The following is a 26,919-nucleotide window of genomic DNA, read 5'->3' as shown; positions in this document are numbered from 1 at the left end:
GCAGGCGGGGAAGACCGGAACGTCGAGACGGCCGCACGGGGTTGGGGCCGCCGCCGGTGCCGCCGACGCGGGTCGGGGGTGCCCTCCGGGAGCGCGAAGCCTCCGTGGTGAGGCCGGTGTCCGCGTCCTGCCGGTCCCGCCCGAGGGATGACGGTGGCCGGATTACCGGACGTCGTGCTCGCGGCTCCTCCATGGAGACGCACCGGTGGTCCCGTGGACGGCGCGGGCCGGCGATGGGCCAGGGGCCCGCCCGTCAGCACGGCGGAGGCGCCTCCCGCGATCGCGCCGGTCCGCGCAGCGCGGCGATCCACTCCTCGGGCCAGGGGGCGCTCCTGGCGCCACTGCGGTGGTTGCGGTCACTGTGCGCGGTCACGTACCGGCCGTGCGCCGCGCGGCGACGCGGCAGCCCCCGGAACTCCTCGCCCCACACCTCGAAGGTGAAGGTCATCGACGTCGTGCCGATCCGGGTCAGTTCGACGACCGTGCACACGCCCTGGCCGAAGAACAGCGGCGACTCGAAGTCGACGTCGTAGTGCACGCGAGGAGCGACCGGGAAGTAGCCGTGAAGACCCACCTCGTCCATGAGGGAGGCCTCTGCGGCCTCCACGAATCGGATGACCGCGCTGTTGTGGTAGATACCCCCCGCATCGGTGTCGATCCACTCGACTCGCGTCCGGTGGACGCCGGTGGGGTTGTGGGACGGGAGCGGGGTGGTCACGCGGTGCTCCTGGGTCATGCGGGACTGATTCACTCCATTGTCCGTGCGTCTTTTGGGCGTCGCCTCCCCAAGCGCCGGGCCGACGACTCCCGCGCACCGTGCGGCCCGCGTCCCGGGAACGCCGTCACGCGTCCTGGGCGGGCAGGCCGAGGGCATCGAGGCGGGCGCGGAGTTCTCCCAGTTCGGGGCCGGTCGCGGCGCCGGAGAGCAGGGAGTCGGCCAGGCGCCGCTGCTCGACGGCGGCGGGGCGATCCGAGCCCGTCGCCAGGGCCGCGGCGAGGCGGAGCCGGGCGGTGCCCTCGGCGACCGGATGGCCCAGGTCCTTCAACAGGCCGACGGCCGCCTCCAGTTCGCGTCTGGCTCCGGGGATGTCGCCGCGCAGGAGCAGCAGGTCGCCGATGGCGCCGTGCGCGCCGGCGATGCCCGGGGTCGTGCCCAGCTCCTCGAACAGCCGCAGCGCGGCGCGATGCGCGCGGAGTGCGGCCTCGTGGTCGCCCTCCTCCCGCTCCAGTGCGGCCAGGCCGCCGAGGCCGTATGCCTCGCTCAGCCGGTTTCCGGTGCGCCGGTGGACGGCCACGGCCTCCTCGGTCGCCGCCCGGGCCTCCGCGAACCGGCCCAGCGCAAGATAGGCCGTTCCGGCCAGCCCGCGCAGGTGGGCCCGGTCCGCTGGGGAGTCCTCGCCCACGAGCGTGAGCGCCTGCTCCGCGTCGTGCGCGGCCTGCTCGGCCTCGCCCATGACGAGGTGGAGCGTCGCCAGCTTGGCCAGCGCGTCGGTCTCCTCCGCGGTCCGCCCGAGCGACCGCCAGAGCTCCAGCGCACGGCGCAGATGGGCCAGGGCGGCGCTGTGGCGCCCGGTCTGGCGCAGGACGTCGCCCAGGTGGAGGCGGGCCCGCGCCTCGCCCGCGCCGTCGCCGGCCGCCTCGGCGAGTTCGACCGCGTCGAGCAGCAGCGGGGCGGCCCGGTCCAGGTACCCGTCCGCTGCGTGGATGGAGCCCACGGTCAGGGCGGCCCGCGACTGCCTGCGCCCGTCGCCCAGCGCCTGGGCCGCCTCCGCCGCCACCAGCCAGACCCGCAGCCGCTGCGCGTGGTAGCGCTGAAGGTGCCAGCCGTGGTCCGCCGCCTCGGCCAGCAGGAACACCCGCTCCCACGCGCCGTGGGCGGCTCCCAGCCGTGCGACCGCCGCGATGTTCGGGGCCTCGTCGGCGATACAGCCGGGCGCGCTGTCCCGGGCCGCGGCCGCGTACCAGTCCAGGAGGCGTTCGGCGACGCGCTCCGGCTCGCCCGGCTCCTCCTCCACCAGGCGCTCCCGGGCGAACAGCCGGGTCAGGTCGTGCAGCCGGTGCCGGCCGCCACCCACGGACTCCACGAGTTGGGCGTCCACGAGGCGGTCGACGCCGTCGTCCGCACGGCCCCCGGCGTCGCCCGGCGCGCCCCCGGCCAGCGCACCCGCGACCCCGGGCCCGAAGTCGCCGCCCGGGAACGCCGCGAGCCGCCGCAGCAGGCGCCGGTCGCCGGTGTCCAGGTCCTCGTAGGCGGTGGCGAGAGTCGCGCGCACCGCCCAGTTGCGGAAGCGCAGTTCGTCCAGCCGGGACCGCTCGTCCTCCAGCCGCGCGGCGAGTTCGGCGATGCCGAGACGCGAGCGCGCGGCCCGGGCGCCGGCCAACCGGATCGCCAGCGGCAGGCCCTCGCAGGCGCGGATCACCGCGGCGGCGGCTTCGGGGTCCGCGGCCGCGTCGCCCGAGCCGCTGACCCGGGCGAGCAGGTCGAGCGCGTCGTCCGGGCCGAGCGCCGCCAGTTCGTGCGCGGCGGCTTCCGGCAGGTCGGCGGGGAGCGGACGGCTGGTGACGATCGTCAGGCAGTGCGCGCCCGCGGGCAGGAGCGGGCGCACCTGGTCGGCGTCCCGTGCGTCGTCCAGGACGACCAGCGCCCGCCGGTCGGCCATCAGGCTGCGGTAGCGGTCCGTCAGGGCGTCGGCGTCGGCGCCGTCGCCGCCGGACCGGTCCGGTTCGTCGTCGCCGAGTGCTCTCAGGAAGCGGGCCAGCGCCGTGTCCGGCGGCATCGGGTCGCCGCGGCCGGCGCCGAGGTTCACGTACAACTGGCCGTCCGGGTAGTGCTGTCGCACCTCGTGGGCCAGCCGGTTCGCCAGGGTCGACTTGCCCACGCCCGGCGGACCCGCGACGGCGACGACCCGGGCGCCGCCCGCGACGGCCGCCCGCAACGCGGCCAGGTCGCGCTCGCGGCCGGTGAAATCCGCCACCAGCGGCGGCAGTTGCGCGGGCACGGGCGGCCTCGGCACCGGCGGGCCCACACGCACCGCCTCCGACGTCTGCAGACGCTGCTGCCACACGGCGAGCCCCGCCGCGGCCAGCGTGCCCAGCCCGACCAGCGGCCAGGACCAGGGCGCCAGCCACCGCAGCCCGGACGGCAGCACGCCGCCGGTGGCCACGTTGACGGCCACCGCCAGCAGTGCCGACACCAGCCCGGACGTCAGCGCCAGCCCGCCGAGCACCCAGCCGCGGCGCACGCGCCCCACCCCCTTGTCCGGTGACCCCCGCGGCAGGATGCCGTGTGCGTCGCCTCCTGGGAAGTGCCCCGCGCCCGTGCTGCCGGAACGCGGAGCCGGCCCCGCCGGCATCCTGGCACCGAGGGGCCTGGGAGGCTGGCCGCGTGCACATGAACGAGGCGGACGGCCCGCGGCCGTTGATCACCTGCTGGAACTACTGGATGGCCGTGCCCACGGGCGATCGCACCGGACTCATGGATCTGCTCGGCCTCGTCATATCCAGGCCCGTGGGCTTCACCGACGCGATCGCCGTCCTGGACTCCGACATCCACGGCGGGGTCGGGGAGGACGGGGTCTTCGGCGCGCGCGTCTACGTGTCCCCGGAGCTCGACGGCTGGACCTTGATCATCGGTGACTGGTGCAACCCCTGCGACGAGGAGCGCAACGAGGAGGTCCTCCGGATCTGCACGATGCTCAGCGCTCGCTACGGCCGGGCCCAGGCCTACTACTTCGGCGCCCAGGGCGACGGATCGGCGTGGCTGGTGGCCGAGGGCGGAGAGGCCGTCCGGCGTTACTGCGAGACGGGCGAGGGCGAGGACGAGCTGCTGACCCTCGGGGATCCGCTGCCCTACGAGCGGGCCCGCCGGGTGGAACTGGGGCTGTCGCCCGAGTGGGACGCCGCCGAGGAGAGCGACGAGGACGAACAGGACTGGAAGGAGGCCACCTTCGACATGGCGCCCGAGATCGCCGCCACCTTCGGCCCCACCCCTCTGACCCTCACGCCGCGGACCACGGTGCGCGGCACGGGAGTGCTCGCGCTGACGCCGCACGGCGTGGCACGCGGCGTCGCACCGCTCTGACCCGGCGCCGCTCAGGGCAGTGGCGCGACGTACACCCAGGCCCCGTCGTGGCGGACGAAGCGGCTCTGCTCCTCCATGGCGTCGCGCTCGCCCCGCAGGGCGTAGTGCGCCCGGAAGGTGACGGTGCCCTCGGTGTGGAAGGCGCTGCCGTCGGTCGTGCCGAGGATCTCCAGGCGCTCCCAGCGCAGGTGAGGGTCGAGGTCGAGGTCGGCCGGGCGCGTTTCGGGGTGCCAGGTGCGCAGGACGTAGGCGGCGTCGTGGACCGCGTACGCGGTGAAGCGGGAGCGCATCAGGGCCTCGGCGGTGGGCGCGGCGGCGTGGCCCGCGTGGTAGCGGCCGCAGCAGTCCGCGTAGCCCGCGGGAAGGCCGCAGGGGCACGGGGCGCCGGGGGAGTGGAGGACCGGCCGGGTGTGCGGACGGGCGGCGGAACGGCGGCCGGGGCGCGACTTGGACATACCGCAATTGTGCCGTGCGGGAGGCCCCCGACCGGCGCCGACCCGGCCCGGATAGCCTGCCGGGGTCACACGGCAGCCGACCAGGAGGAGTCCCCGTGCCGCGCAGCACAAGCCGTACCAGCGGTACGAGGATCGCGCTGGTGACGTCCGCACCGCGCCCGGACACCAGCACCGACCGCGACCTGCCGTTCCTGCGGGACGCCGTCGCGGACACCGGCGCCGAGGCCGTCGTCGTCCACTGGGACGACCCCGCCGTGGACTGGGCCTCCCACGACCTGGTGGTCATACGCTCCACCTGGGACTACACCTGGCGGACCGGGGAGTTCCTGCCGTGGGTCGACCGCTGCGGCGCGGCGACCACGCTCGCCAACCCGCCGGCCGTCGTCCGCTGGAACTCCGACAAGCGCTACCTCGGCGAGCTGTCCGCGCGCGGTGTCCCCGCCGTCGCCACCCGCTATCTGCCGCCGGGGACCGAGCCGGACGGCCTCCCCGACGACCGCGAGTACGTGATCAAGCCGGCCGCCGGAGCCGGCGCCCGCTACGCCGGCCGCTACCGCGCGGGCGCCGCCCACGACGCGGCGCGGGCGCACATCGCGCGCATGCACGCCGAGGGCCTGACCGCGATGGTCCAGCCGTACATGCCGGCCATCGACACCAGCGGGGAACGGGCCCTGGTCTTCGTCGGCGGGCGCTTCCTGCACGCCGTCGCCAAGAACGCCGTCCTGTCGCACGCGACGGCCTGGGACGAGCGCAAGGTCGCCCACCCGGGTGTGCGCCCGTGGACCCCGACCGCGGCCGAACTCGCCACCGCGGAAGCCGCTTTGGCCGCCGTTCCCGGCACCTCCGAGCTGCTGTACGCGCGGGTCGACCTGGTCGACGACGAGGACGGCGTGCCCTGCGTCATGGAGCTGGAGCTGATCGAGCCCAACCTCTTCCTCGCCCTCCACCCCGCCTCACTGCCCGTCGTCGCCGACACGATCGCCTCCGCCGCCCGGCGCTGAGCCCCTGGGGGGACGGGTTCACCGCCTCACGCCTCGCCGCGCAGCCCGGCGTACGCGGCGCCGCGCGCCAGGACCTCGCGGAGCATCGCCGGGGTGAGCCGTCCGGTGAAGGTGTTCTGCTGGCTGACGTGGTAGCAGCCCAGCAGGTGCAGCGGTGGCTCCGCGCTGTCGGCGCCGGGCAGTTCGACGTGCGCGCCGTGCCCGAAACGGGGCAGCGGGCGCGGGAGGCGGCGGCCGGAGTCGGCGAGTACCGGCAGCAGGGCCTGCCAGCCGAAGGCGCCGAGCACGACGACCGCGCGCAGGGTGGGCCGCAGCAGCTCCAGTTCGCGCACGAGCCAGGGGCGGCAGGTCAGCCGCTCGTCCGTGGTGGGCTTGTTCGCGGGCGGCGCGCAGTGCACGGGCGCGGTCACCCGTACCCCGTACAGCTCCAGGCCGTCGCCGCGGGCGGTGGACGTCGGCTGCGAGGCGAGCCCCTCGGCGTGCATCGCGGCGAACAGCACGTCGCCGGAGCGGTCGCCGGTGAACATCCGGCCCGTCCGGTTGCCGCCGTGGGCCGCGGGGGCCAGCCCGACGACGGCCAGACCGGCGTCGGACGGTCCGAGGCCCGGCACGGGCCGGGCCCAGTACTCCTCGTCCGCGTACGCCCGGCGCCGGACCCGGGCGGTCTCCTCGCGCCAGGCCACCAGCCGGGGGCAGGCACGGCAGCCGGTGAGGGCCTCGTCCAGGGCCGCCAGATCGGCCGCCCGCGCGGCGGCGCGGTCCGGGTACTGCGGCGACTCCTCCCGTACTGCCATGAGTGGCCCCCTTCGCGGTCGTCCGGCCTTCGGCTGCCACCACGCTACTGACGCCCCCGCGCGGTCGCAGCGGGGGCGTCAGTAGCGTGGTGGCAGTCGGCCGACGGCGACGGTGTCAGACGCGGACGGGCCGGAGCAGGTCGTCGTCGCTGTCGTGGTCGCGCTCCTCGGGGCGGACGGTGTCCGCGGCCGGGACGCGCAGCCCCTCGCCCTCGACGTCGACGTTCGGCAGGAGGCGGTCCAGCCACTTCGGCAGCCACCACGCCCGCCGGCCGAGCAGGGCGAGCACCGCCGGGACGATGGCCATGCGCACGATGAACGCGTCGAAGAAGACCGCGATCGCGAGCCCGAAGCCGATCGACTTGATCATCGACTCGCTCGACCCGATGAAGCCGGCGAACACGGCGATCATGATGACCGCGGCGGCGGTGACCACCCGGGCACCGTGCCGGAAACCGGTCACGATCGCCTGGCCGGGCCGTTCCCCGTGCACGTACGCCTCACGGACCCGGGTCACGAGGAAGACCTCGTAGTCCATCGCCAGGCCGAAGACCACGCCCACCAGGAAGATCGGCATCATCGACATGATGGGACCGGTCTGCTCCACCCCGAGCAGCGAGGCGAACCAGCCCCACTGGAAGACCGCGACGACGGCGCCGAGGGCGGCCATCACCGACAGCAGGAAGCCCAGGGCCGCCTTCAGGGGCACCAGCACCGAGCGGAAGACGACGATCAGCAGGAGGAAGGCCAGTCCGACGACGAGCCCCAGGTAGGGCAGCAGGGCGTCGGTGAGCTTCTGCGAGGTGTCGATGTTCAACGCGGTGGTGCCGGTGACGGAGATCCTCGCCCCGGTGTCCGCGGTGATCTCGCCGCCGGTGGCGCGGATCGCCGTGACCAGTTGCTCGGTCTCGCTACTGCTCGGCTTGGAGTCCGGCACCACGTTCATGACCGCGGTGTCCCCGGCCTTGTTGAAGGTGGCCGGGGTGACGGCCGCGACGTCGTCGAGGCGCTCGAGGCTCTTCCCGACCTCCTTGACGGCGTCCTTCGGGTCGTCGGCGCCCCGGGCGTCGGTGACGACGACCAGCGGGCCGTTGAAGCCGGGGCCGAAGCCGTCGGACAGGAGGTCGTAGGCGCGGCGCTGCGTCGTCGAGACGGGCTGGGAGCCGTCGTCGCCGAGGCCGAGCTCGATCGACGCGGCGGGCACGGCGATCGCGCCGAGCGCCGCGGCGCCGACCAGGAGGACGGCGACGGGCCGCCGGATGACGAAGCGCGCCCAGCGGGTGCCCATGTTGGGCCGGTCGGTGCCCCGCGCGGCCAGGGCCCGCGCCTTGCGGTGGGCGTGGTGCTCGGCCGTCCTCCCGCGGCGGCGGAGCAGACCGCCGCCCGCGTCGGCGGGCCGGATGCGGCGCCGGGCGAAGCCGATGAGGGCCGGGATCAGGGTGAGCGCGATGAGCACGGCGATGACGACGGTGCCCGCGGCCGCGATGCCCATCTTCGTCAGCATGGGGATGTCGACCACGGACAGGCCGACGAGCGCGATGACCACGGTGAGGCCGGCGAAGACGACGGCGGAGCCCGCCGTGCCGACGGCCCGGCCCACGGCCTCCTCGCCCTCGCGGCCCTCGGCGAGTTCGGCGCGGTAGCGGGAGACGATGAACAGCGCGTAGTCGATACCGACCGCGAGGCCGATCATCATCGCGAGCGTGGAGGTGGTGGAGCCGAGGTCGAGCGCGCTCGCCAGGGCGGTGATCGAGCTGACGCCGATGCCGACTCCGACGAGGGCGGTGAGCAGCGGCAGTCCGGCGGAGACGAGCGAGCCGAAGGTGATCACGAGGACGACCGCGGCGATGGCGATGCCGATCACCTCGGTGGCCCCCGTCTCGGGCGCGGCCTGGAGCGCGTCACCGCCGATCTCGACGGTCAGCCCGTCGGCGCGGGCGTGCTCGGCCGCCTTCTCCAGAGCGTCGCGCGAGGAGTCCTTCAGCTGCATGCCGGGGACGTCGTAGGCGACCCGGGCGTAGGCGGTGGTGTGGTCCTTGCTCACCGCCTTGGCCGTGAACGGGTTGTCCACGGAGGATACTTCGGAGCCGCGGCGCAGCTCCGCGACCGTCGCCCCGACGGCCTTCTTGTGGTCCGGGTCGGTCATCTTCTCGCCGGCGGGGGCCTTGAAGACCACGCGGGCGGTCGCCCCGTCGGAGCTGGAGCCGGGGAAGCGCTGGTCCAGCAGGTCGAACGCCTTCTGGGACTCCGTCCCGGGGACGGAGAACGACGAACTCCCCGCCGTGGGCGCGTTGGCGGCGCCGACGCCCGCGAGCGCGAGCAGCGCCACCCAGATCAGGACGGCGAAGTGCCGTCGCCGGTAGGTGAGTCTGCCGATGCGGTAGAGGAATGTGGCCACGAGGACGTACTCCCGGTCGGGTCGTGGAAGGGCGGGGCGGGGGGATGGGCGTGCGGCGGGCCGCGGCGGGGCCGGGCTAGCCGGCGGGCGGGCCGGCCGCGACGGGGGCGACGCCGAGGACGGGCAGGATCACGGAGTCCAGGTAGCCGGTCAGGAAGGCCACCGTCGGGGGCCGGTCCTCGATCACGGCGCGGGTGACGAAGGCGCCCACGAGCATGTGCACGACGTAGTCGAGCGCGGGGTTGTCGGCGCGGACCTCGCCGCGGTCCACGGCCCGCCGCAGTACGACGTCCAGACCCCCGCGCTCGGGCTCGATCATCAGCTCGCGGAAGGCGCGCAGCAGGTCGGGGTTGGCGTGGATGGCCATCGCCAGCCCGCGCATGAGCGCGAAGTCGCGCGCCAGCCGCCTGTCGTCCTCCACGGTCAGCATGGCGTGGAAGTCGCCGCGCAGGCTCCCGGTGTCGACGTCGGCGGCGTGCACCGGCTTCTGGTGCCGCAGCGCCCGCGCCACCAGTTCGGCCTTGCCGCCCCACTGGCGGTAGAGGGTCGCCTTGCTGCAGTGCGAGCGCGCGGCGAGCGAGTCCATGGTGAGCGCCTCGTAGCCGACCTCGCGGAGCAGGTCGAGCGTGCTCGTGTACAGCTCCGCCTCCCGCTCGGGCGTGAGGCGGGAGCGACGCTCCACGGCGGCTTCGGACATGGGGATCACACCGATCTAAACGAAACGGTTTCGTACTCGTCTGAGCCTAGGGGAGGGCTCAGCGAAACGAAACGGTTTCGTACGTGTCCTGTGTCACGCCTCCGACGGGGACCCGCGTCGGGACCCGCGCCGGCTCACGGGCGGCCGAGGGCACGGGTGACCGTGCCGAGGAGCAGGCCCATGAGCAGGCCGCAGAGGTTGTCGGCGATGTCCTGGGCGTCCGCGGCGCGCATCAGCCACACGACCTCGTACTGCACGGCCTCGATGGCGAACGGCAGGACGGCGGCCGCGGCCGCCAGGCCCAGGGCCCGCCGTGCCGGGCGGGCCCGAGCCACGGCCAGGCCCAGCGGCACGAACAGCAGCACATTGAGGCCGCGCTGGTCGAACCCGGCGACGTCGGCCGGGCCCGGCAGGGTCCAGTCGGTCGCGAAGGTGCCCGCTCCGAAACGCCGCATGGCGTTCGGTTCCAGGGTGATGTCCGCCAGCAGCGTGGTCACGGCGATGCCTCCCAGCGCCAGCACCAGGCAGAAGGCGGTGACCGGCCCCGTCCCCAGCCGCCGCGCGGCCCGCCGGGCGCACACGCCCGCGGCCACCGACGACAGCAGCGCTCCCGGCCAGAACAGCGGCATCGCGCCCAGCACCCGGAACAGCTGCCCGGTCACGGGACCGCGGGACCGCTGATCGGCTGCCCGTGGGCGTCGTACGGCCACGGGTTGGGCACGCAGCCGTGCAGCCCCTTGATCTGCTGCATCATCGCCGGCGCGGGCCGGCCGGGGCCCGGGCAGTCCTGGTGGCCGTGGCCGAGGCGGTGGCCGACCTCGTGGTTGATGATCAGGGCGCGGTAGTCGGCCGTCCGGTTCTTGTAGAAGGGGCTGAGCAGCACCCAGCGCTTGAGGTTCACCACGACGTCCTTGCCGCCGCTGCAGTTGACCTCCCCGCCGGTGTCCAAGCCGTACGAGCCGCACAGGCGGTCGGTGGTGTCGGGGGTGGCCAGCCGGACCACGAAGTCGTACGGCGGCCCGGCCACGCGGCGGAAGACGATGCCCTCGGCGGTCCAGCCGCGCCGGTCGGCGAGGATCCGGTCGACCTCGCGGGCCACGGACGCGGCGGTGTACCCGGTGCCGTCCTCGACCTCCACGGCGTAGCGCAGGGTCCAGGTCCCGTGCCCGATCGCCCCCGAGCCGGCGGGGGCGGCGGTGAACCTGCCGTCGCCGTGCTGCGGGACGCGTGCTGCGGTGGACCCGTCCAGGGACGAGGAACTGCCGCGGCCCGAGGCCACGGCCACGACCCACGCGCGGACGTCCGGCTGCGCCGCCACCAGGCCCAGCACGGCGACGAGCAGCGCCGGCACGGCCAGCAGCCGCGCCCTGACGCCCCGTGCGGGCCCCGGGCGCGTCGGTCGATCATCTGTCGGACTGTGCTTCATGCACCGCACTCCACACTCCGGCCGGTGAAGCGGCGGTGAGCACCGGAGCTCACGCCCCCCTCACACCGCCGTGGCCATGCTGGGAGGGCAGCGCGACGGTCACGGTCAGGCCGCCGCCGGCACGCGGCTCGGCCGTCACGTCACCGCCGTGCGCCTGCGCCACTGCCCGCACGATCGACAGGCCGAGCCCGCTGCCGCGCGCCGAACCGACCCGGTCGGAGAGCCGGCGGAAGGGCTCGAAGAGCACCGGGATCTCGTGCCGGGAGATCACGGCCCCGGTGTTGCCGACGACGATGCGCGGGCCGCCCGGCAGGTCGGTGGAGGTGATCCGTACGAGGCCGCCGGGCGCGTTGTAGCGGACGGCGTTGTCCACGAGATTGCGCACCAGCTGTTCCAGCAGGATGGGGTCGCCGACGACACCTGCCGGGCCCAGGTCGGACTCCAGCCGCACACCGGCCCGTTCGGCCTCGGGCGCGGCCGCGGTCAGCACGGTGCGGCCGACGTCCGCGAGGTCCAGCGCGACCCGGTCGGTGAGCGCGTCCTCGGCGCGGGCCAGGGTGAGCAGGGCGTCGATCAGCCGCTCGTGGCGGGCGTTGACGGCCAGCAGGTTCTCGCCGAGCCGCACCAGTTCCTCGGTGGCGCCGGGGCGGTTCATCGCCACCTCGACCAGGGTGCGGTTGATCACCAGCGGGGTCTTCAGTTCGTGCGCCGCATTGGCGATGAAACGTTCCTGCCCCGCGAAGGCGCCGTCCAGGCGGTCCAGCATCCGGTCGAAGGAGTCGGCGAGCCGCTTCACCTCGCCCGAGGGCAGGTCCAGGGCGATCCTGCGGTGCAGGGTCCGGCCGGCGATGCGCTCGGCGGTGGACGTGATCCGGTTGAGCGGCCGCAGCAGCCGGCCCGCGGCCAGCCAGCCCGCGGTCGTCGCCAGCAGACCCACCGCCAGCACCGTCAGCCCGCCCTTGGCCAGCAGATTCGACTGCATCGACTCCACGATGAGCGTCTTCGTCACCTCCGACCCCGGGAAGACCTTCGGGCTGAAGGCGAGGTCCAGACTGAAACGCATGCTGTGGCGGACCAGGATCAAGGACCCCGCCAGCACGGCACCGCCGGCGACGAAGAACAGCACACCGAAGACCAGGGTGAGCTGGACGCGCAGGCTGCCGCGCCAGGCGCGGCCGGACGGGCGGCGGGACGGCGGGCGGGACGGCGGGCGGGACACGGCACTCATCGGATCCGGTACCCCACTCCCGTGACGGTCTCCACGACGCCCGGATCGCCGAGCTTGCGGCGCAGCCCGCGGATCGTGACGCGCACGATGGTCGTGAAGGGGTCGATGTTCTCGTCCCAGACCCGCTCCAGCAGCTCCTCGGCCGACACCGGGCCGCCCCGCGCCCGCAGCAGCTCCTCCAGTACCGCGAACTCCTTCCGCGACAGCGCCACATACCGGCCGTCCCGGTAGGTCTCCCGTAGATGCGGGTCCAGCCGGATGCCCGCCCGCTCCAGCACGGGCGGCGTCGCCGTCCGCACCCGCCGGCCGAGCGCCCGGATCCGCGCGACGAGTTCGGCGAAGGCGAACGGCTTGGCCAGGTAGTCGTCCGCCCCGAGGCTCAGCCCCGCCACACGTTCGGCCACTGTTGTCGACACCGTCAGCATCAGCATCCGCACGTCCGCGCCGGAGGCGGCCGTGCGCCGGCAGACCTCGTCCCCGTGCACCCGCGGCAGGTCCCGGTCGAGCACCATCACGTCGTACTCGTTGACCCCCAGCCGCTCCAGCGCCGCCTCACCGTCGTGGACGACGTCCACCGCGAACGCCTCCTGCCGCAGCCCCTCGGCTATCGCGTCGGCGAGCAGTTCCTCGTCCTCGACCACCAGCACGCGCACGCTGCGACCTCTTCCGTCGGCCTTCCCGGACCTTCCAGTATGCGGAGACGAGGTGAACCGGCCGTGAGTCCGGCGCGGGACCCCGTCACCCCGGTGGCGCCGCCGGGCGGGCGCACGGGCGCGATCTCGTCGAGGCCGAGTCCGGCTTCCGGGAAGGGGTCCCGCCGAAGGCCAGTGCGATGCGCCGCCAGGTCACGTCCTTCGTCAGGACGTGAGGGCCGGGGGGCCGCCCGGCCCTCGGTCGGCCGGTGCCGGTGCCGGTGCCGCGGTCGTGCGGGCCCGGTTCAGGCGGCCCTCGGCGCTGTCGAGGAGCATCTCCAGCGCGGTGGGGTAGGCGCTGCGGTTCATGCGGGCGACCAGCAGGCCGGCGGTGGCGGCGATGTGCGGGTGGGTGCGGGCGGGGAGCCGGGCGTAGGTGGCGCCCCACACGGCGTGGTCGGCCTCGCGGGCGGCCGCGGGGAGGGCGAGGGTGGCCGCGTCGAGCGCGGCGAAGGCGAGGGCCTGGTCGATGAAGGCCTGGTAGACGGCGACCGCGTCGGGGTCGGGGAACCCGGCCGTGCGGAGGATGCCGAGGATGGTCTCGTCCGCTGCGGTCTCATGGGCGCGGCCGGAGACGCGGCCGGCGGTCAGGACCGCCGCCTGGGGGTGCGCCTGGTACGCGGAGTGGACGCGCAGGCCCAGGTCGCGCAGGTCGGCGCGCCAGGCACCGGTGGCGTGCCAGCCGTCGACGGCGCGGCCCATGAGGTCGTCGGCGATGGCCAGGATCAGGTCGTCCATGCCCCGGAAGTAGCGGTAGAGGGCGCTGGGGTCCGCGCCGAGCGCGGCGCCGAGCCGCCGTGCGGACAGCCCCGCGCTGCCGTGCTCGCGCAGCATGCGCAGCGCGGTGTCCACGATGAGGCGGTGCGACAGGACGGCCCCGCCGCGGGTCGGGCGGCGGCGCCTGCGGTCCGCCTCGGGTACCACCTTCTTCGGCACGGCCGCCTCCTCCCTCGCACCCTTCCCGCACGTTGCACGAGCTTATGCCAACACCATTGACCGTAGGAACGGGCAGGGCGTTCGATCGGGCCGTCGGATTACCCCTGCCAGAGGCGGCACCGCCTCGGATACGGAGGCTGGTCAGCCATGCGCGTACTGCTAGTGGGAGCCGGCGGTGTGGGCACCGCCATCACCCGGATCGCGGCCCGGCGCGAGTTCTTCGAGGCGATGGTGGTCGCCGACCACGACCCGGCGCGCGCGGAGGCCGCCGTCGCCGCCGTGTCCGCCGGCGGCGACGCACGGTTCACCGCCGCCCGGGTCGACGCGTCCGACGAGGCCGCGGTCACCGCGCTGCTCGCCGCGCACCGCTGCGACGTCCTGCTCAACGCCACCGACCCGCGGTTCGTGATGCCGCTGTTCGGCTCGGCGCTCGCGGCCGGCGCCGACTACCTCGACATGGCCATGTCGCTCTCCCGTCCGCATCCGGAGCGCCCGCACGAGGAGTGCGGGGTCAAGCTCGGCGACGCGCAGTTCGAGCGCGCCGAGGAGTGGGAGAAGGCCGGGCGGCTGGCCCTGGTCGGCATGGGCGTCGAGCCGGGGCTGTCGGACGTCTTCGCCCGTCACGCGGCCGACGAGCTCTTCGACACCATCGACGAACTCGGGGTGCGCGACGGCGCGAACCTCACCGTCGACGGCTACGACTTCGCGCCCTCGTTCAGCATCTGGACCACGATCGAGGAGTGCCTGAACCCGCCCGTGGTCTACGAGCAGGACCGCGGCTGGTTCACCACGGCCCCGTTCAGCGAGCCGGAGGTCTTCGACTTCCCCGAGGGCATCGGCCCCGTCGAGTGCGTGAACGTCGAGCACGAGGAGGTGCTGCTGATGCCGCGCTGGGTGGACGCCCGGCGGGTGACCTTCAAGTACGGGCTGGGGGAGGAGTTCATCGGCACCCTCAGGACGCTGCACCAACTGGGCCTGGACCGCACCGGGCCGGTCACGGTCGCGGGTCAGGACGGCCCGGTCCGGGTCAGCCCGCGCGACGTCGTGGCCGCCTGCCTGCCCGACCCGGCCGCCCTGGGGGAGCGGATGCACGGCAAGACCTGCGCGGGGACGTGGGTGAAGGGGACACGGGACGGCCGGCCGCGCGAGGTGTACCTGTACCACGTGGTCGACAACCAGTGGTCGATGCGCGAGTACGGCTCCCAGGCGGTCGTCTGGCAGACCGCCGTCAACCCGGTGGTGGCACTGGAGTTGATGGCCTCCGGCGCCTGGACCGGCGCCGGGGTGCTCGGACCCGAGGCGTTCGCGGCGCGCCCCTTCCTGGACCTGCTGACCGCCTACGGCTCGCCCTGGGGCATCCGCGAGTCCTGACCCCCGACCCCTGACGGTATGTCGGGCGGTCGCCGCGGTCAGCCCGCCTCGTACGCCAGCCAGCCCGCTATCGCGTCCGTTATCGGCTGCCCGGTCGCCAGCTCGACGAAGCCGAACTGGCCGCCCTGGTTGCACTCCAGGAACCACCAGGCGCCGTCGTCGTCCTCGGCGAAGTCGAAGGCGCCGTACGCCAGTCCGGCGGCTTCCATGTACGCCCGCACGGCGCGGGCGATCCGGGCGGGTGCCTCGACGGGTTCCCACCGCGCGTCGTCCGGGCTGCCGAAGCGCCCGTCGACCTGGTCGGGGCCGGACTTCTTGCGGGCGGTGAACAGCCGGGTCCCCACGCAGGTCAGGCGGATGTCGGCGGTCTTGCGGACGTACTCCTGCAGCAGCGTGGGGCCCGCCGCGACCGCGGAGAAGTCGGCGTCGGGGGCGACCAGGGTGGTCGGCAGCGCCATGGGCGGATTGCCCGGGTGGGTGCCGGACACGGACTTGACCACCAGTCGCGGATGCTGCTCGGCGAACTCCCGTGCCGCCTGCGGGAATGTGGTGATCAGCGTGGCCGGCACCGCGAACCCCGCGTGGTGGGCGGTGAACAACTGCCAGGGCTTGTAACGGGCCTGCTCCGCGGCGGAGGGATGGTTCATCCATCGCGCCCGCACGCAGCGCAGGGCCCCGTACAGCGCCCGCCCGGCCTCCGCGGACAGCCACTCGGACTGCTCGACGGCCCCGGAGCCGGGTGTGCCGGGTCTGCGGATCCAGATGGAGCGCAGGCTGCCCATGCTGACCATGCGCTCCTGGACGGACAGGTAGCCGTGCACGTCGCCGCGTATGTACTCGGCCGACATGGAGACCTCGCCGGGCAGATCGGCGGGGTCCAGGCGCACGACAGGCGCCCCGCGGTCGTGCAGCGCGGCGACCACGAGGTCGGCTGTCACGTCCTCGGGGGAGGTGAGGATCAGGACGGTCATCGGCGGCGGGTGGGCAGGCGGGGTCAGTCGTCGAAGTGCGTCTTGGAACCCGCGGTGGAGACGGTGGCGCCGGTCGCGAGCAGCAGCCTGTGGTCGCTGATGACGGGACGTCCGTCGGGCAGGACGTTCAACTGGCGCGCGGAGTCGTAGGTGTAGTTGGGGGTGAACGTTTCCGGTGTAGCCGGCCGGGCATGAATCAGCGCGAACGGTCGCATGGCTTCTCCTCACTGTCACTCCGGGCCGGGCGGGTTCCGGGCCCTGCGCCCAACTGCGGCTCTACGTATGAGACTCGCTCGGGAGTCCGAACCGTTCCCTGTTACCGGTGTGACGCAGGTAACTATACGTGCCTGGAGTGCATTGAGTTCGCTACTCTCCGTGACAATCCGACTCTGATGGGTAGGTGGCGCCGCGGCGCAACACCCTTCGGATACCCGCTGCGCGGCGAAGATTGCGCACCGTCACAGACGGGCCCGGCGTGGCATCCGTCACGGAGGTCCGTCGCCGCGCCCGGCCTCGTGCGCCAGCACGTCGGGAAGGTCGCCGAGCCGGTCCAGTCCCTGAACCGCCCTGGCCATGCGGTGGTTTGACGCCAGCCGGGCGCGATGCCTGTGCAGGAAGGACCAGTAGCCGGTGGTGTACGGGCAGGCGCGCTCGCCGGTCCGCTCGGCGGGGCGGTAGGCGCAGCCCTCGCACAGGTCGCTCATGCGGTGGATGTACGCGCCGCCGGAGGTGTACGGCTTGGTCGTCATCAGGCCGCCGTCCGCGAACTGTGACATGCCGGTCACATTCGGCGCCATGACCCAGTCGTAGCCGTCGACGAAGCAGCGGTGGAACCAGTCGGTCAGCGCCTCCGGGTCCCAGCCGCGCTGGAGCGCGTGGCTGCCCAGCACCATCAGCCGCGGGATGTGGTGCGTCCAGCCGGTGTCCCGGACCTGGGCCAGCACCGTCGCCAGGCAGCGGGCTTGCACCGCGTCCGCGTCCAGGTCGAGGAACCAGTCCGGCAGCGGGGTGTGGTGGCGCAGCGCGTTGCGGTGCCGGTAGTCCGGGCCGAAGTGCCAGTACAGATGCCAGACGTACTCCCGCCAGCCGGCGATCTGCCGGACGAAGCCCTCCACGCTGTTCAGCGGCGCCTGCCCGGACCGCAGTGCCCGCTCGGCCCTCTCCAGGCACTCGGCGGGGTGGATCAGTCCCAGGTTGAGCGGCACCGAGAGCAGGCTGTGGCTCATGACCGGGTCCCCGGCCAGCATCGCGTCCTCGTGGCGGCCGAACTCCGGCAGGCGGTGGGCGGTGAAGCGGCGCAGCGCGGCCAGGGCCTCCCGGCGGGTGGCGGCGAAACGCCGCGGCCCGTCGCGCCCGACGAAGCGGACCGTGCCGTCGCGCTCCCAGCGGTCGAGGTCGTGCCGCACCTCCTCGTCGACGGCGTCCTCGCGGGGCCGCCACGGTTCCGGGACGCCGAGGGTGCCGCCGTGGCGGTCGCGCGGCGGGGGCTCCCGGTTGTCGTGGTCGAGGTTCCAGTGGCCGCCCACCGGCTGGTCGCCGTCCATGAGCAGGTCGTGCGAGCGGCGCACCCAGCGGTAGAAGTCCTCGAGCCGCAGCCGCCCCCCTTCCCGGCCGTCCACCCAGGCGGTGAAGTCGCCCGCCGGCACCAGGAAGCCGCGGTCGGGCAGCACCTCGACCCCGTCCAGCGCCGTCACCAGGCCGAGCGCGGCGCGCGAGGTCGGACGGCAGACGGTCACGGGTCCCTTGCCGACCGCCTTGCGCAGGCCCTCGGCGTAGGTCTCGGCCCGGACGTAGTGGACCCGGTCGCCGAGTTCCGCGGCGCGGTGGCGCATGGCCGAGAGCACCAGGTGCGCCTTCGCCCGGTGGAAGCGGCGGCGCGCGAGGACCGAGCGGGCCTCGATCATCACCACGGGCGCCCCGGGATCGGGTCCGCCGTCGGAGGGGTCGAGGAAGTGCGGGCCCAACTGGTCGCCGAACAGCCAGTGCGGGCGGGGCGTGCGGGGCGTCATCGGGCTGCGCTCCCGGAGAGTGGTGGCCTGAATACCGGAACAAACCATGGTGTACCGGACGTCCCGTCGGCCGCGCGCCGCACCGCCCGTACGTGTGCCCGGGAGTACAACGGAGGGGAAGGACCGGGGGCCGATCCGACCGAGGAGCGTGCGGTGCCCGCGCCGAAGGAGTCCGTCCGGGAGTACCCGCGACCGCCGGCCGTCGAGGCCGTCGCGGAGCATGTGCGTGTCGAGTACGCGGGCCGCGTGGTGGCCGACACCCGGTCCGCCTTCCGCGTGCTGGAGACCAGCCATCCGCCGGTCTACTACCTCCCGCCGGACGCGGTGTCCGCGGGACTGCTGCGGCCCGCTGCGCTGCGCACCCTCTGCGAGTGGAAGGGGCAGGCCGCCTACTGGGACCTCGTGGCGGGCGGCCGGATCTCCCACGAGGCCGCCTGGAGCTGTCCGCGCCCCCGCCCCGGCTACGAGGAGATCGCCGGATTCCTCGCCTTCCATCCCTCCCGCGTGGACCGCTGCCTGGTGGACGGCGAGACGGTCGTCCCGCAGCCCGGCGGCTTCTACGGCGGCTGGATCACCTCACGCGTCACCGGCCCCTTCAAGGGCGCCGCGGGAACGGAAGGCTGGTGACACGGCACGTGGGTGCGCGGCACGCCGCGGGCGTGCGCCGCTCAGCGGTCCAGCCCGAACAGCCGGGCCCCGTTGTCGTGCAGCACGCCCCGCACCCAGGCGTCGCCGAGCCCCAGCCGGGCCACCGCCTCGACGGCCTCCAGGTAGGAGTACGGGATGTTGGGGAAGTCGCTGCCGAACAGCACGCGGTCGCCGAGGTCCGCCAGCCGCCCGCGCATCCCGGCCGGGAACGGGGCGTCGGCCTCGGCGAAGTCGGTGAAGGCCATCGTGGTGTCCAGGTGCACCCCGGGGTGACGGGCCGCCAGGCCGAGGAAGTCCCCGTACTCGGGCATGCCCATGTGGGCGACGACCAGGCGCAGCCGCGGGTGCCGGGCCAGCAGCCGGCGGACCGGCTCCGGGCCGGTGTGCCGGCCGGGCACCGGGCCCGACCCGCAGTGCGTGACGACGGGGACGCCGGCCTCGGCGAGCAGCCCCCACACGTCGTCCAGCAGCGGGTCGTTGGGGTCGAAGCCGCCCACCTGGACGTGGCACTTGAAGACCCTGGCGCCGGACTCCACCGCCTGCCGCACGTAGCCCGCCGCCCCCGGCTCGGGGAAGAAGGTCGCGGTGCGCAGGCAGTCCGGCGTGCGGGCGGCGAAGTCCGCGGCCCAGGCGTTGAGCCAGGCCGCCATGGCGGGCTTGTGCGGGTAGAGCATGGAGGTGAAGGCCCGGACGCCGAACGAGCGCAGCGCGGCGACGCGCTCCTCCTCGTCCTCCCGGTAGGCGATGGGCCACGGGCGGCCGGTCAGCGGGCCCACGCCGTCGAAGTACGCCCACACCTTGGCCAGCACGCGTTCGGGCATGAAGTGCGTGTGGACGTCCACGATCCCCGGCAGCCCCAGCCCCCGCCAGAGGTCCTTCACCCGTACGTCGTCATCCGGCCGTGCCACGTCGGTCACCCCTTGTCACCCGCTCCGGCTCTCCATAGCATCATCAGTGTTACACCATTACTGTCATGTCCCGCCGAAGTGGCCGAAGAGGCCGGAGGAACGATGGCCGAGGGACGCACGGACGCCCCCGGGCCGGACGCGCGCGGGTCCGCGGCGGACGGCCCGCTCACCGGCGTACGCGTCGTGGAACTCGCCGGGATCGGGCCGGCCCCTTTCGCCGCGATGCTCCTCGCCGACCTCGGCGCCGACGTCGTCCGCGTGGACCGGCCCGGCGGCCCGGTGCTGGGCGTGGACCCGGACCACGACGTCACCAACCGCAACAAGCGCTCGGTCGTCGTCGACCTCAAGGACGCGGGCGGTGCCGGGCTCGTCCTCGACCTCGCCGAGCGGGCCGACATCCTGCTGGAGGCCTACCGCCCCGGCGTCGCCGAACGTCTCGGCGTCGGCCCGGCCGACTGCCGCGCCCGCAACCCCCGCCTCGTCTACGGCCGGATGACCGGCTGGGGCCAGGACGGCCCGCTGGCCCCGAGCGCGGGCCACGACATCGGCTACATCGCCACCGCCGGCACCCTCGGCATGATCGGGCCCGCCGGCGGCCCGCCCGCCGTCCCCGCCAACCTGCTCGGCGACTTCGCCGGCGGCTCCCTCTACCTGGTGACCGGTGTACTGGCCGCGCTCCACCACGCCCGCGCCACCGGGGCGGGCCAGGTCGTCGACGCGGCCATCGTGGACGGCGTCGCCCACCTCGGCGCGATGATCTGGGGCATGCTCGCCGCCGGCGCCTGGCAGGACCGCCGCGCCGCCAATCTGCTGGACGGCGGCTGCCCGTACTACGCGGTCTACGCCACCGCCGACGGCGGCTGGATGGCGGTCGGCGCCCTGGAACCCGCCTTCTACGCGGAGTTCGCCCGGCTGCTCGGGCTGCCCGACGACGCGCCCGACCGAGGCGACCTCGCCCGCTGGGACGAACTGCGGTCGCTGATCGCCGGGCGTTTCGCCGCGCGCACCCGCAAGGAGTGGACCGAGGTGTTCGAGGGCAGCGACGCCTGCGTCGCGCCGGTACTGTCGTTGTACGAGGCGGCCGAGCACGCCCACCTGGCCGCCCGCGGCACCTTCGTCACGACCGGCGGCATCACGCAGCCCGCCCCGGCCCCCCGTTTCTCCGCCACCCCCGCGAGCCTGCGCCGGCCCCCGGCCCGGCCCGGCGCACACACCGCCGAGGTCGCCCGCGACTGGGACGTCCCGGCGCTCGCCCCCGAGGCCGCCCGGCGCAGCCGGCCCTGACCACGACGTCCCTCCCGGAAGGCAGGCAGCATGCAGCGCGAGCTCTTCTCGGCCGAGCACGAGGCGTTCCGGGCGACGGTGCGGACCTTCCTCGCCAAGGAGGTCCTGCCGCACCACGACCGGTGGGAGAAGGCGGGCATCGTCGACCGCGAGGCATGGCTCGCGGCCGGCCGCCAGGGGCTGCTGGGCATCGCCGTCCCCGAGGAGTACGGCGGCGGGGGCACCGACGACTTCCGCTACGCGGTGGTCCTGGCCGAGGAGTTCGCCCGCGCCGGCGCGCACGGTCTCGCCCTCGCCCTGCACAACGACATCGTCGGCCCGTACCTGACGGGGCTGGCCACCGAGGAGCAGAAACGCCGCTGGCTGCCCGGCTTCTGCGGCGGCGAGACCATCAGCGCCATCGCCATGACCGAGCCGGGGGCCGGCTCCGACCTCCAGGGCATCCGCACCACCGCCGTGGACGACGGCGACGTGTACGTCCTCAACGGCGCCAAGACCTTCATCTCCAACGGGATCCTCGCCGACCTCGTCGTGGTGGTCGCCCGTACCACCCCCGAGGGCGGCGCGCGGGGCCTCAGCCTGCTGGTCGTCGAGCGCGGCATGCCCGGCTTCGAGCGCGGACGCAACCTCGACAAGATCGGGCAGAAGGCGCAGGACACCGCCGAGCTCTTCTTCACCGATGTGCGCGTACCCAAGGAGAACCTGCTCGGCGCCGAGAACCAGGCCTTCTTCCACCTGATGGCCAACCTCGCCCAGGAACGCCTGGGCATCGCCGTGGCCGCGGCGGCCGCCGCCGAGCACCTGCTGGAGATCACCACCCGGTACGTCAAGGAGCGCGAGGCCTTCGGCCGCCCGCTCGCCCGGCTCCAGCACATCCGCTTCGAGATAGCCGAGATGGCCACGGAGTGCGCGGTCACCCGTGCCTTCACCGACCGCTGCGTGACCGAGCACACCGCCGGCCGGCTCGACGCCGTGCACGCCTCGATGGCCAAGTGGTGGGCGACCGAACTGCAGAAGCGGGTCGCCGACCGCTGCCTCCAACTGCACGGCGGCTACGGCTACATGGCCGAGTTCCCGGTGGCGAGGGCGTTCACCGACGGCCGTATCCAGACCATCTACGGAGGCACCACGGAGATCATGAAGGAGATCATCGGCCGCTCGCTGCTGGACTGACCCGCACGGCCCGTACGTTCCCCACCACCCTCACCGAAAGGCATCCGACGTTGAGCACCGACGCCTACGTCTACGAGGCCATCCGCACCCCGCGCGGGCGCGGAAAGGCCAACGGCTCCCTGCACGGCACCAAGCCCGTCGACCTGGTCACCGGGCTCATCGACGAGCTGCGGCGCCGCCTGCCCGGCCTCGACCCGGCCGCGATCGACGACGTCGTCCTCGGCGTCGTGACCCCGCTCGGCGACCAGGGTTCCGACATCGCCAAGACCGCGGCGATCCTTGCCGGTCTGCCCGAGACCGTGGCCGGCGTCCAGGAGAACCGCTTCTGCGCCTCCGGTCTGGAAGCCGTCAACATGGCCGCCGCGAAGATCCGCTCCGGCTGGGAGGACCTGGTCCTGGCCGGCGGCGTGGAGTCCATGTCCCGCGTCCCCATGGGCTCCGACGGCGGCGCCTGGGCCATGGACCCGATGACCAGCTACACCACCGGTTTCGTCCCGCAGGGTGTCGGCGCCGACCTCATCGCGACCATCGAAGGCCTCAGCCGCCACGACGTGGACAGCTACGCCGCCGAGTCCCAGGCCCGGGCCACCGAGGCGTGGAAGGAGGGCCGCTTCGACCGCTCGGTGGTGCCCGTCCTGGACCGCAACGGCCTGGTCGTCCTCGACCGCGACGAGCACATCCGCCCCGGCACCACCGCCGAGAGCCTGGCCGGCCTCAAGCCGTCCTTCGCCACGATCGGCGAGGCCGGCGGCTTCGACGCCGTCGCCCTGCAGAAGTACCACTGGGTCGAGAGGATCGACCACGTGCACCACGCGGGCAACTCCTCCGGCATCGTCGACGGCGCGGCCCTGGTCGCCATCGGCAACCGGGAGACCGGCGAGCGCTTCGGACTGACCCCGCGCGCCCGCATCGTCTCCGCCGCCGTCTCGGGCTCCGACCCCACCATCATGCTCACCGGACCGGCCCCCGCCAGCCGCAAGGCGCTCGCCAAGGCCGGGCTGACCATCGACGACATCGACCTCGTCGAGATCAACGAGGCCTTCGCCGCCGTCGTCCTGCGCTTCATGCGGGAGATGGGCCTGAGCCACGACAAGGTCAACGTCAACGGCGGCGCCATCGCGCTCGGCCACCCCCTCGGGGCCACCGGCGCCATGATCCTGGGCACCCTGATCGACGAACTGGAGCGCCGCGACCAGCGGTACGGACTCGCCACGCTGTGCGTCGGCGGCGGTATGGGCATCGCCACCGTCGTCGAACGCCTCTGACCTCCTGTCCCGCACCCGCAACGGAGCCGACCGAACATGACCGCTCTTCCGACGAACACCACCATCCGCTGGGAGCAGGACGAGACCGGCGTCGTCACCCTCGTCCTCGACGACCCGAACCAGTCCGCGAACACCATGAACCAGGCCTTCAGGGAGTCCCTGCGGGCCGTCGCCGACCGCCTGGAGGCCGAACGCGACAGCGTCCGCGGCGTCATCGTCACCTCGGCCAAGAAGACCTTCTTCGCCGGCGGCGACCTCAAGGACATGATCAAGGCCGGACCCGAGGACGCCCCGCAGATCTTCGCGGCCGGCATGGCGATCAAGCGCGACCTGCGCCGTATCGAGACCCTCGGCAAGCCTGTCGTGGCCGCCGTCAACGGCGCCGCGCTCGGCGGCGGTTACGAGATCGCGCTGGCCTGCCACCACCGGGTCGCGCTCGACGCGCCCGGCTCGAAGATCGGCCTGCCCGAGGCGACGCTCGGCCTGCTCCCCGGCGGTGGCGGCGTCGTACGCACCGTCCGGCTGCTCGGCATCACCGACGCGCTCCTCAAGGTGCTCCTCCAGGGCACGCAGTACGACCCGAAGCGCGCCCTGGAGAACGGCCTGATCCACGAAGTGGCCGCCGACCGCGACGACATGCTCGCCAAGGCGCGGGCCTTCATCGACGCCCACCCCGAGTCCGCGCAGCCCTGGGACACCAAGGGCCACCACATCCCCGGCGGCACCCCCAGCACCCCCGCCTTCGCCGCCAACCTGCCCGCCTTCCCGGCCAACCTGAGGAAGCAGCTCGCCGGTGCGCCGTACCCGGCCCAGCGCAACATCCTCGCCACCGCCGTGGAGAGCGCCCAGGTCGACATCGACACCGCCTTCACCATCGAGTCGCGCTACTTCACCGAGCTGGTCACCGGCCCCATCGCGAAGAACATGATCCAGGCGTTCTTCTTCGACATGCAGGCCGTCAACTCCGGCGCCAGCCGCCCCAAGGACGTCCCGGCCCGCACCGTCACCAAGGTGGCCGTCCTCGGCGCCGGCATGATGGGCGCGGGCATCGCCTACACCTGCGCAAAGGCCGGCATCGAGGTCTTCCTCAAGGACGTCACCGCCGAGGCCGCCGAGCGCGGCAAGGCGTACTCCGCCGGACTCCTCGACAAGGCCCTCGCCAAGGGCCGTACGACCCCGGAGAAGCGCGACGCGCTGCTCGCCCGGATCCACCCCACCGCCGACCCGCAGGACCTGGCGGGCTGCGACGCCGTCATCGAGGCGGTCTTCGAGGACCCGGCCCTGAAGCACAAGGTCTTCCAGGAGATCGAGGGCGTCGTCGCGCCCGACGCCCTGCTGTGCTCCAACACCTCCACGCTGCCCATCAGCCTGCTCGCCGAAGGGGTGCAGCGCCGCGAGGACTTCATCGGCCTGCACTTCTTCTCGCCGGTCGACAAGATGCCGCTCGTGGAGATCATCAAGGGCGCCCGTACCGGCGACGAGGCACTGGCCCGCGCCTTCGACCTGGTCCGGCAGATCCGCAAGACCCCGATCGTGGTCAACGACTCGCGCGGCTTCTTCACCTCCCGCGTCATCGGGCACTTCATCAACGAGGGCGTCGCCATGGTCGGCGAGGGCGTCGACCCCGCCACCGTCGAGCAGGCCGCCGCCCAGGCCGGCTACCCGGCCAAGGTCCTCTCGCTGATGGACGAGCTGACCCTGACCCTGCCCCGCAAGATCCGCAACGAGTCGCGGCGCGCGGTGGAGGAGGCCGGCGGCAGCTGGCAGCCGCACCCCGCCGACGCCGTCATCGACCGCATGGTCGAGGAGTTCGACCGCCCCGGACGCAGCGGCGGAGCCGGCTTCTACGAGTACGCCGACGGCAAGCGGACCGGCCTGTGGCCCGGGCTCCGCGAGCACTTCACCCGGCCCGGGGCGGCGGACGTGCCCTTCGAGGACCTCAAGGAGCGCATGCTCTTCGTCGAGGCCCTGGACTCGGTGCGCTGCCTGGAGGAGAACGTCCTCGTCTCCGTCGCCGACGCCAACATCGGCTCCATCCTCGGCATCGGCTTCCCCGCCTGGACCGGCGGCGTCCTGCAGTACATCAACGGCTACCCCGGTGGCCCGGCCGGCTTCCTCGCCCGTGCCGAGGAGCTGCGGGCCGCCTACGGCGAGCGCTTCGCGGCGCCGGAGCTGCTGGTGCGCAAGGCCGAACGCGGCGAGACCTTCGCCGACGGCTGACCGCCACGCCCCGGGGGACGGCGCCCGCCGCCCCCGGGGCTCACTTCTCCGTCGTGCCCAGCCCGGCCGCCGTGACCCGCAGTTCCTCCGCCAGCGACCGCTGGAACGCGGTGACCAGGGCCTGCACCACCATCGGCTGCAGGTCCTCGCTGAGGCTGCGCATCCGCGCCCGCTCCTCCCGGTCGGGCTCCCCGGCCACGTACGGCTGCCACACCTCGCGCTGGAAGAGCCGGTGCAGTTCGTGCGCGACCGCGCGGGCGTGCTTGAGCACGATCTCCCGGGTGGCCAGCACCGTCTCCAGCGGGATCGGCACGTCCAGCAGCCGCACCCCGAGGTGCAGCATCGCCGGGTTGACCAGCAGGACGTCCCGGTCGGCGGTGGGGTGCAGCACCCCCATCGCCGCCAGCCGGTCCAGGTCGTGGCCGCTCAGCTCGCGTCCGGCCCGCTGCTCCAGCCGGGCGCGCGGTACCTCCTCCGCGGTGTCCGGCATCCAGGTGGCCACCAGCGCCCGGTGCAGGGCGAGGTCCTGCGGGGTGATGTCACCGGGCAACTGGTCGAGATAGCGGCCGATGGCGGCGAGGGTGAGGCCCTGGTGCTGCAACTCCTCGATCAGCGCCAGCCGCGCCAGATGGTCCGGCCCGTAGAGGCCGACCCGGCGTGAGCCCAGTTCCGGCGGCGGCAGCAGGCCCTTGGCGCTGTAGAAGCGGACCGTGCGGACGGTGGTCCCCGCGCGCGCCGCGAACTCGTCGACCGTCAGGCGCGGTTCGTCCGCCGCGGGCACCTCCTGGCGCGCGGCGCGGGACTGCGTCATGCGCGGGATCTCGCTCTCTCGCTCGCCGCCCTGGTCATGGCACCAGTATGACCGGTCGGCCGCGCGGCCGTCGGCCGTTGCCGCAGCGTACGGCCCGTTCGCGGGCGAGGGACGGAGCGGCCGTCAGGTCCCGCCGTCAGGGGCGGTGGGGGAGCGGGGCGCGGACGGGAGACCCGCGGTGTCCGCGGCCCCGTCGAAATGGGCCGCCAGCCCGGTGACCCTGATGACCCGAACCAGCTGGGTCGGCAGCCCGGTGAGCCGCAGGCCCGTGCCGGCGCCGGTCGCCCTGCGCAGAGCCACGATCAGTGCCGACAGACCCGAGGAGTCGCACACGGCGACGCCCGACAGGTCGAGTTCCAGGCCGCCCGGCGGCGGCTGGGCGGCGAGTTCGCCCGTGACGGCGTCGAGCAGGTCCGGAGCGGTCTCGTGGTCGAGCTCTCCGGCGACGCGGATCACCACCGCCCCCGTGACGAGGCGTTCGGTCCGCAGGTGCAGGGGTGGGAAGTGCGGGAGCGTCATACGGTGTTCGCCGGTCCCTGCGGACCGGTCGC

The 26,919-nt window shown here is 73.9% G+C and carries 25 protein-coding genes; 8 read left to right on the top strand and 17 right to left on the bottom strand.

From position 1 onward, the window contains the following. Positions 1 to 253: 253 nt before the first annotated feature. Together ACFYXS_RS21965 and ACFYXS_RS21960 are read right to left on the bottom strand one after the other, a co-directional pair. Positions 254 to 718: an acyl-CoA thioesterase gene (locus tag ACFYXS_RS21965; protein WP_389250617.1), complete on the bottom strand. Its 465-nt coding sequence runs from the start codon at positions 716 to 718 to the stop codon at positions 254 to 256. Positions 719 to 842: 124 nt separating this feature from the next. After that, positions 843 to 3,242, bottom strand: a complete 2,400-nt coding sequence (locus ACFYXS_RS21960) for an ATP-binding protein (RefSeq protein ID WP_389250614.1) — start codon at positions 3,240 to 3,242, stop codon at positions 843 to 845. A gap of 149 nt (positions 3,243 to 3,391) precedes the next feature. Between ACFYXS_RS21960 and ACFYXS_RS21955 the strand changes: the two genes are divergently transcribed. Further along, positions 3,392 to 4,081: a hypothetical protein gene (locus ACFYXS_RS21955; RefSeq protein ID WP_389250858.1), complete on the top strand. Its 690-nt coding sequence runs from the start codon at positions 3,392 to 3,394 to the stop codon at positions 4,079 to 4,081. Between the two features lie 11 nt (positions 4,082 to 4,092). Here ACFYXS_RS21955 and ACFYXS_RS21950 read toward each other — a convergent pair whose 3' ends face one another. After that, positions 4,093 to 4,536 carry a YchJ family protein gene (locus ACFYXS_RS21950; RefSeq protein WP_389250612.1) on the bottom strand — a complete coding sequence of 148 codons (444 nt, stop codon included), beginning with the start codon at positions 4,534 to 4,536 and terminating at the stop codon, positions 4,093 to 4,095. Positions 4,537 to 4,631: 95 nt separating this feature from the next. Here ACFYXS_RS21950 and ACFYXS_RS21945 point away from each other — a divergent pair, with 95 nt between their 5' ends. Next, positions 4,632 to 5,537 carry a hypothetical protein gene (locus ACFYXS_RS21945; RefSeq protein ID WP_389250610.1) on the top strand — a complete coding sequence of 302 codons (906 nt, stop codon included), beginning with the start codon at positions 4,632 to 4,634 and terminating at the stop codon, positions 5,535 to 5,537. A gap of 26 nt (positions 5,538 to 5,563) precedes the next feature. On the opposite strand, the gene ACFYXS_RS21940 is transcribed toward ACFYXS_RS21945, so the two are convergent. The 8 genes from ACFYXS_RS21940 to ACFYXS_RS21905 form a co-directional block, all read right to left on the bottom strand. Then, a complete protein-coding gene (locus ACFYXS_RS21940; protein WP_389250608.1) occupies positions 5,564 to 6,331 on the bottom strand; it encodes a uracil-DNA glycosylase in 768 nt (255 codons plus the stop codon). 115 nt (positions 6,332 to 6,446) lie between these two features. Next, positions 6,447 to 8,729, bottom strand: coding sequence for an MMPL family transporter (locus tag ACFYXS_RS21935; RefSeq protein WP_389250606.1), 2,283 nt, complete (start codon positions 8,727 to 8,729; stop codon positions 6,447 to 6,449). 76 nt (positions 8,730 to 8,805) lie between these two features. After that, the gene (locus ACFYXS_RS21930; RefSeq protein WP_389250604.1) at positions 8,806 to 9,426 is read right to left on the bottom strand and encodes a TetR/AcrR family transcriptional regulator; all 621 of its coding nucleotides are present in this window, start codon (positions 9,424 to 9,426) and stop codon (positions 8,806 to 8,808) included. Between the two features lie 134 nt (positions 9,427 to 9,560). Next, the gene (locus ACFYXS_RS21925) at positions 9,561 to 10,088 is read right to left on the bottom strand and encodes a VanZ family protein (RefSeq protein ID WP_389250602.1); all 528 of its coding nucleotides are present in this window, start codon (positions 10,086 to 10,088) and stop codon (positions 9,561 to 9,563) included. Then, complete coding sequence (locus tag ACFYXS_RS21920; protein WP_389250600.1) at positions 10,085 to 10,852, bottom strand: DUF3152 domain-containing protein; 768 nt, start codon at positions 10,850 to 10,852, stop codon at positions 10,085 to 10,087. The genes ACFYXS_RS21925 and ACFYXS_RS21920 overlap by 4 nt, the downstream gene beginning before the upstream one ends. A 49-nt stretch (positions 10,853 to 10,901) precedes the next feature. Then, a complete protein-coding gene (locus ACFYXS_RS21915) occupies positions 10,902 to 12,071 on the bottom strand; it encodes a sensor histidine kinase (RefSeq protein WP_389250598.1) in 1,170 nt (389 codons plus the stop codon). A gap of 5 nt (positions 12,072 to 12,076) precedes the next feature. Beyond that, complete coding sequence (locus ACFYXS_RS21910; RefSeq protein ID WP_319658325.1) at positions 12,077 to 12,733, bottom strand: response regulator transcription factor; 657 nt, start codon at positions 12,731 to 12,733, stop codon at positions 12,077 to 12,079. Between the two features lie 204 nt (positions 12,734 to 12,937). Continuing rightward, the gene (locus ACFYXS_RS21905) at positions 12,938 to 13,708 is read right to left on the bottom strand and encodes a TetR/AcrR family transcriptional regulator (protein ID WP_389250595.1); all 771 of its coding nucleotides are present in this window, start codon (positions 13,706 to 13,708) and stop codon (positions 12,938 to 12,940) included. Positions 13,709 to 13,855: 147 nt separating this feature from the next. On the opposite strand from ACFYXS_RS21905, the gene ACFYXS_RS21900 reads away from it, so the two are divergent. Continuing rightward, positions 13,856 to 15,079, top strand: a complete 1,224-nt coding sequence (locus ACFYXS_RS21900) for a saccharopine dehydrogenase family protein (RefSeq protein WP_389250593.1) — start codon at positions 13,856 to 13,858, stop codon at positions 15,077 to 15,079. 38 nt (positions 15,080 to 15,117) lie between these two features. Here the strand turns inward: ACFYXS_RS21900 and tgmB are convergent, their stop codons facing one another. The 3 genes from tgmB to ACFYXS_RS21885 all read right to left on the bottom strand — a co-directional run bounded on the left by tgmB (position 15,118) and on the right by ACFYXS_RS21885 (position 18,059). Then, positions 15,118 to 16,050, bottom strand: coding sequence for an ATP-grasp ribosomal peptide maturase (gene tgmB / locus ACFYXS_RS21895; RefSeq protein WP_389250591.1), 933 nt, complete (start codon positions 16,048 to 16,050; stop codon positions 15,118 to 15,120). A gap of 23 nt (positions 16,051 to 16,073) precedes the next feature. Then, complete coding sequence (gene tgmA, locus ACFYXS_RS21890) at positions 16,074 to 16,265, bottom strand: putative ATP-grasp-modified RiPP (RefSeq protein WP_389250589.1); 192 nt, start codon at positions 16,263 to 16,265, stop codon at positions 16,074 to 16,076. 270 nt (positions 16,266 to 16,535) lie between these two features. Then, positions 16,536 to 18,059 (bottom strand): cryptochrome/photolyase family protein, encoded by a 1,524-nt coding sequence (locus ACFYXS_RS21885; protein WP_389250587.1) that lies wholly within the window; start codon positions 18,057 to 18,059, stop codon positions 16,536 to 16,538. A 153-nt stretch (positions 18,060 to 18,212) separates the two neighbouring features. Between ACFYXS_RS21885 and ACFYXS_RS21880 the strand changes: the two genes are divergently transcribed. Next, positions 18,213 to 18,686: a DUF427 domain-containing protein gene (locus ACFYXS_RS21880; protein WP_389250585.1), complete on the top strand. Its 474-nt coding sequence runs from the start codon at positions 18,213 to 18,215 to the stop codon at positions 18,684 to 18,686. Positions 18,687 to 18,727: 41 nt separating this feature from the next. Here ACFYXS_RS21880 and ACFYXS_RS21875 read toward each other — a convergent pair whose 3' ends face one another. Next, on the bottom strand, positions 18,728 to 19,615 hold the full coding sequence (locus tag ACFYXS_RS21875) for an amidohydrolase family protein (RefSeq protein WP_389250583.1): 888 nt from the start codon (positions 19,613 to 19,615) through the stop codon (positions 18,728 to 18,730). Between the two features lie 102 nt (positions 19,616 to 19,717). On the opposite strand from ACFYXS_RS21875, the gene ACFYXS_RS21870 reads away from it, so the two are divergent. Genes ACFYXS_RS21870 through ACFYXS_RS21855 form a run of 4 tightly spaced genes read left to right on the top strand, consistent with a single transcriptional unit; the run spans position 19,718 to position 25,557 of the window. Further along, entirely contained in the window at positions 19,718 to 20,899 is a 1,182-nt protein-coding gene (locus ACFYXS_RS21870; RefSeq protein ID WP_389250581.1) for a CaiB/BaiF CoA transferase family protein, read from the top strand. A 30-nt stretch (positions 20,900 to 20,929) separates the two neighbouring features. Then, a complete protein-coding gene (locus ACFYXS_RS21865) occupies positions 20,930 to 22,072 on the top strand; it encodes an acyl-CoA dehydrogenase family protein (protein WP_389250579.1) in 1,143 nt (380 codons plus the stop codon). Between the two features lie 50 nt (positions 22,073 to 22,122). Next, complete coding sequence (locus ACFYXS_RS21860; protein WP_389250577.1) at positions 22,123 to 23,337, top strand: acetyl-CoA C-acetyltransferase; 1,215 nt, start codon at positions 22,123 to 22,125, stop codon at positions 23,335 to 23,337. A 36-nt stretch (positions 23,338 to 23,373) separates the two neighbouring features. Then, a complete protein-coding gene (locus tag ACFYXS_RS21855) occupies positions 23,374 to 25,557 on the top strand; it encodes a 3-hydroxyacyl-CoA dehydrogenase NAD-binding domain-containing protein (protein WP_389250575.1) in 2,184 nt (727 codons plus the stop codon). A 40-nt stretch (positions 25,558 to 25,597) separates the two neighbouring features. Here the strand turns inward: ACFYXS_RS21855 and ACFYXS_RS21850 are convergent, their stop codons facing one another. Both ACFYXS_RS21850 and ACFYXS_RS21845 read right to left on the bottom strand, forming a co-directional pair. Next, on the bottom strand, positions 25,598 to 26,368 hold the full coding sequence (locus ACFYXS_RS21850) for a MerR family transcriptional regulator (protein ID WP_389250573.1): 771 nt from the start codon (positions 26,366 to 26,368) through the stop codon (positions 25,598 to 25,600). A gap of 123 nt (positions 26,369 to 26,491) precedes the next feature. Then, positions 26,492 to 26,887, bottom strand: coding sequence for an STAS domain-containing protein (locus tag ACFYXS_RS21845; RefSeq protein ID WP_389250571.1), 396 nt, complete (start codon positions 26,885 to 26,887; stop codon positions 26,492 to 26,494). Positions 26,888 to 26,919 lie beyond the last annotated feature (32 nt).

This window comes from Streptomyces sp. NPDC002574, assembly GCF_042889545.1.
Taxonomy (GTDB): Bacteria; Actinomycetota; Actinomycetes; order Streptomycetales; family Streptomycetaceae; genus Actinacidiphila.
Note: the sequence above shows the minus strand (reverse complement) of the source record. Positions and strands in the feature narration are given on the sequence as shown.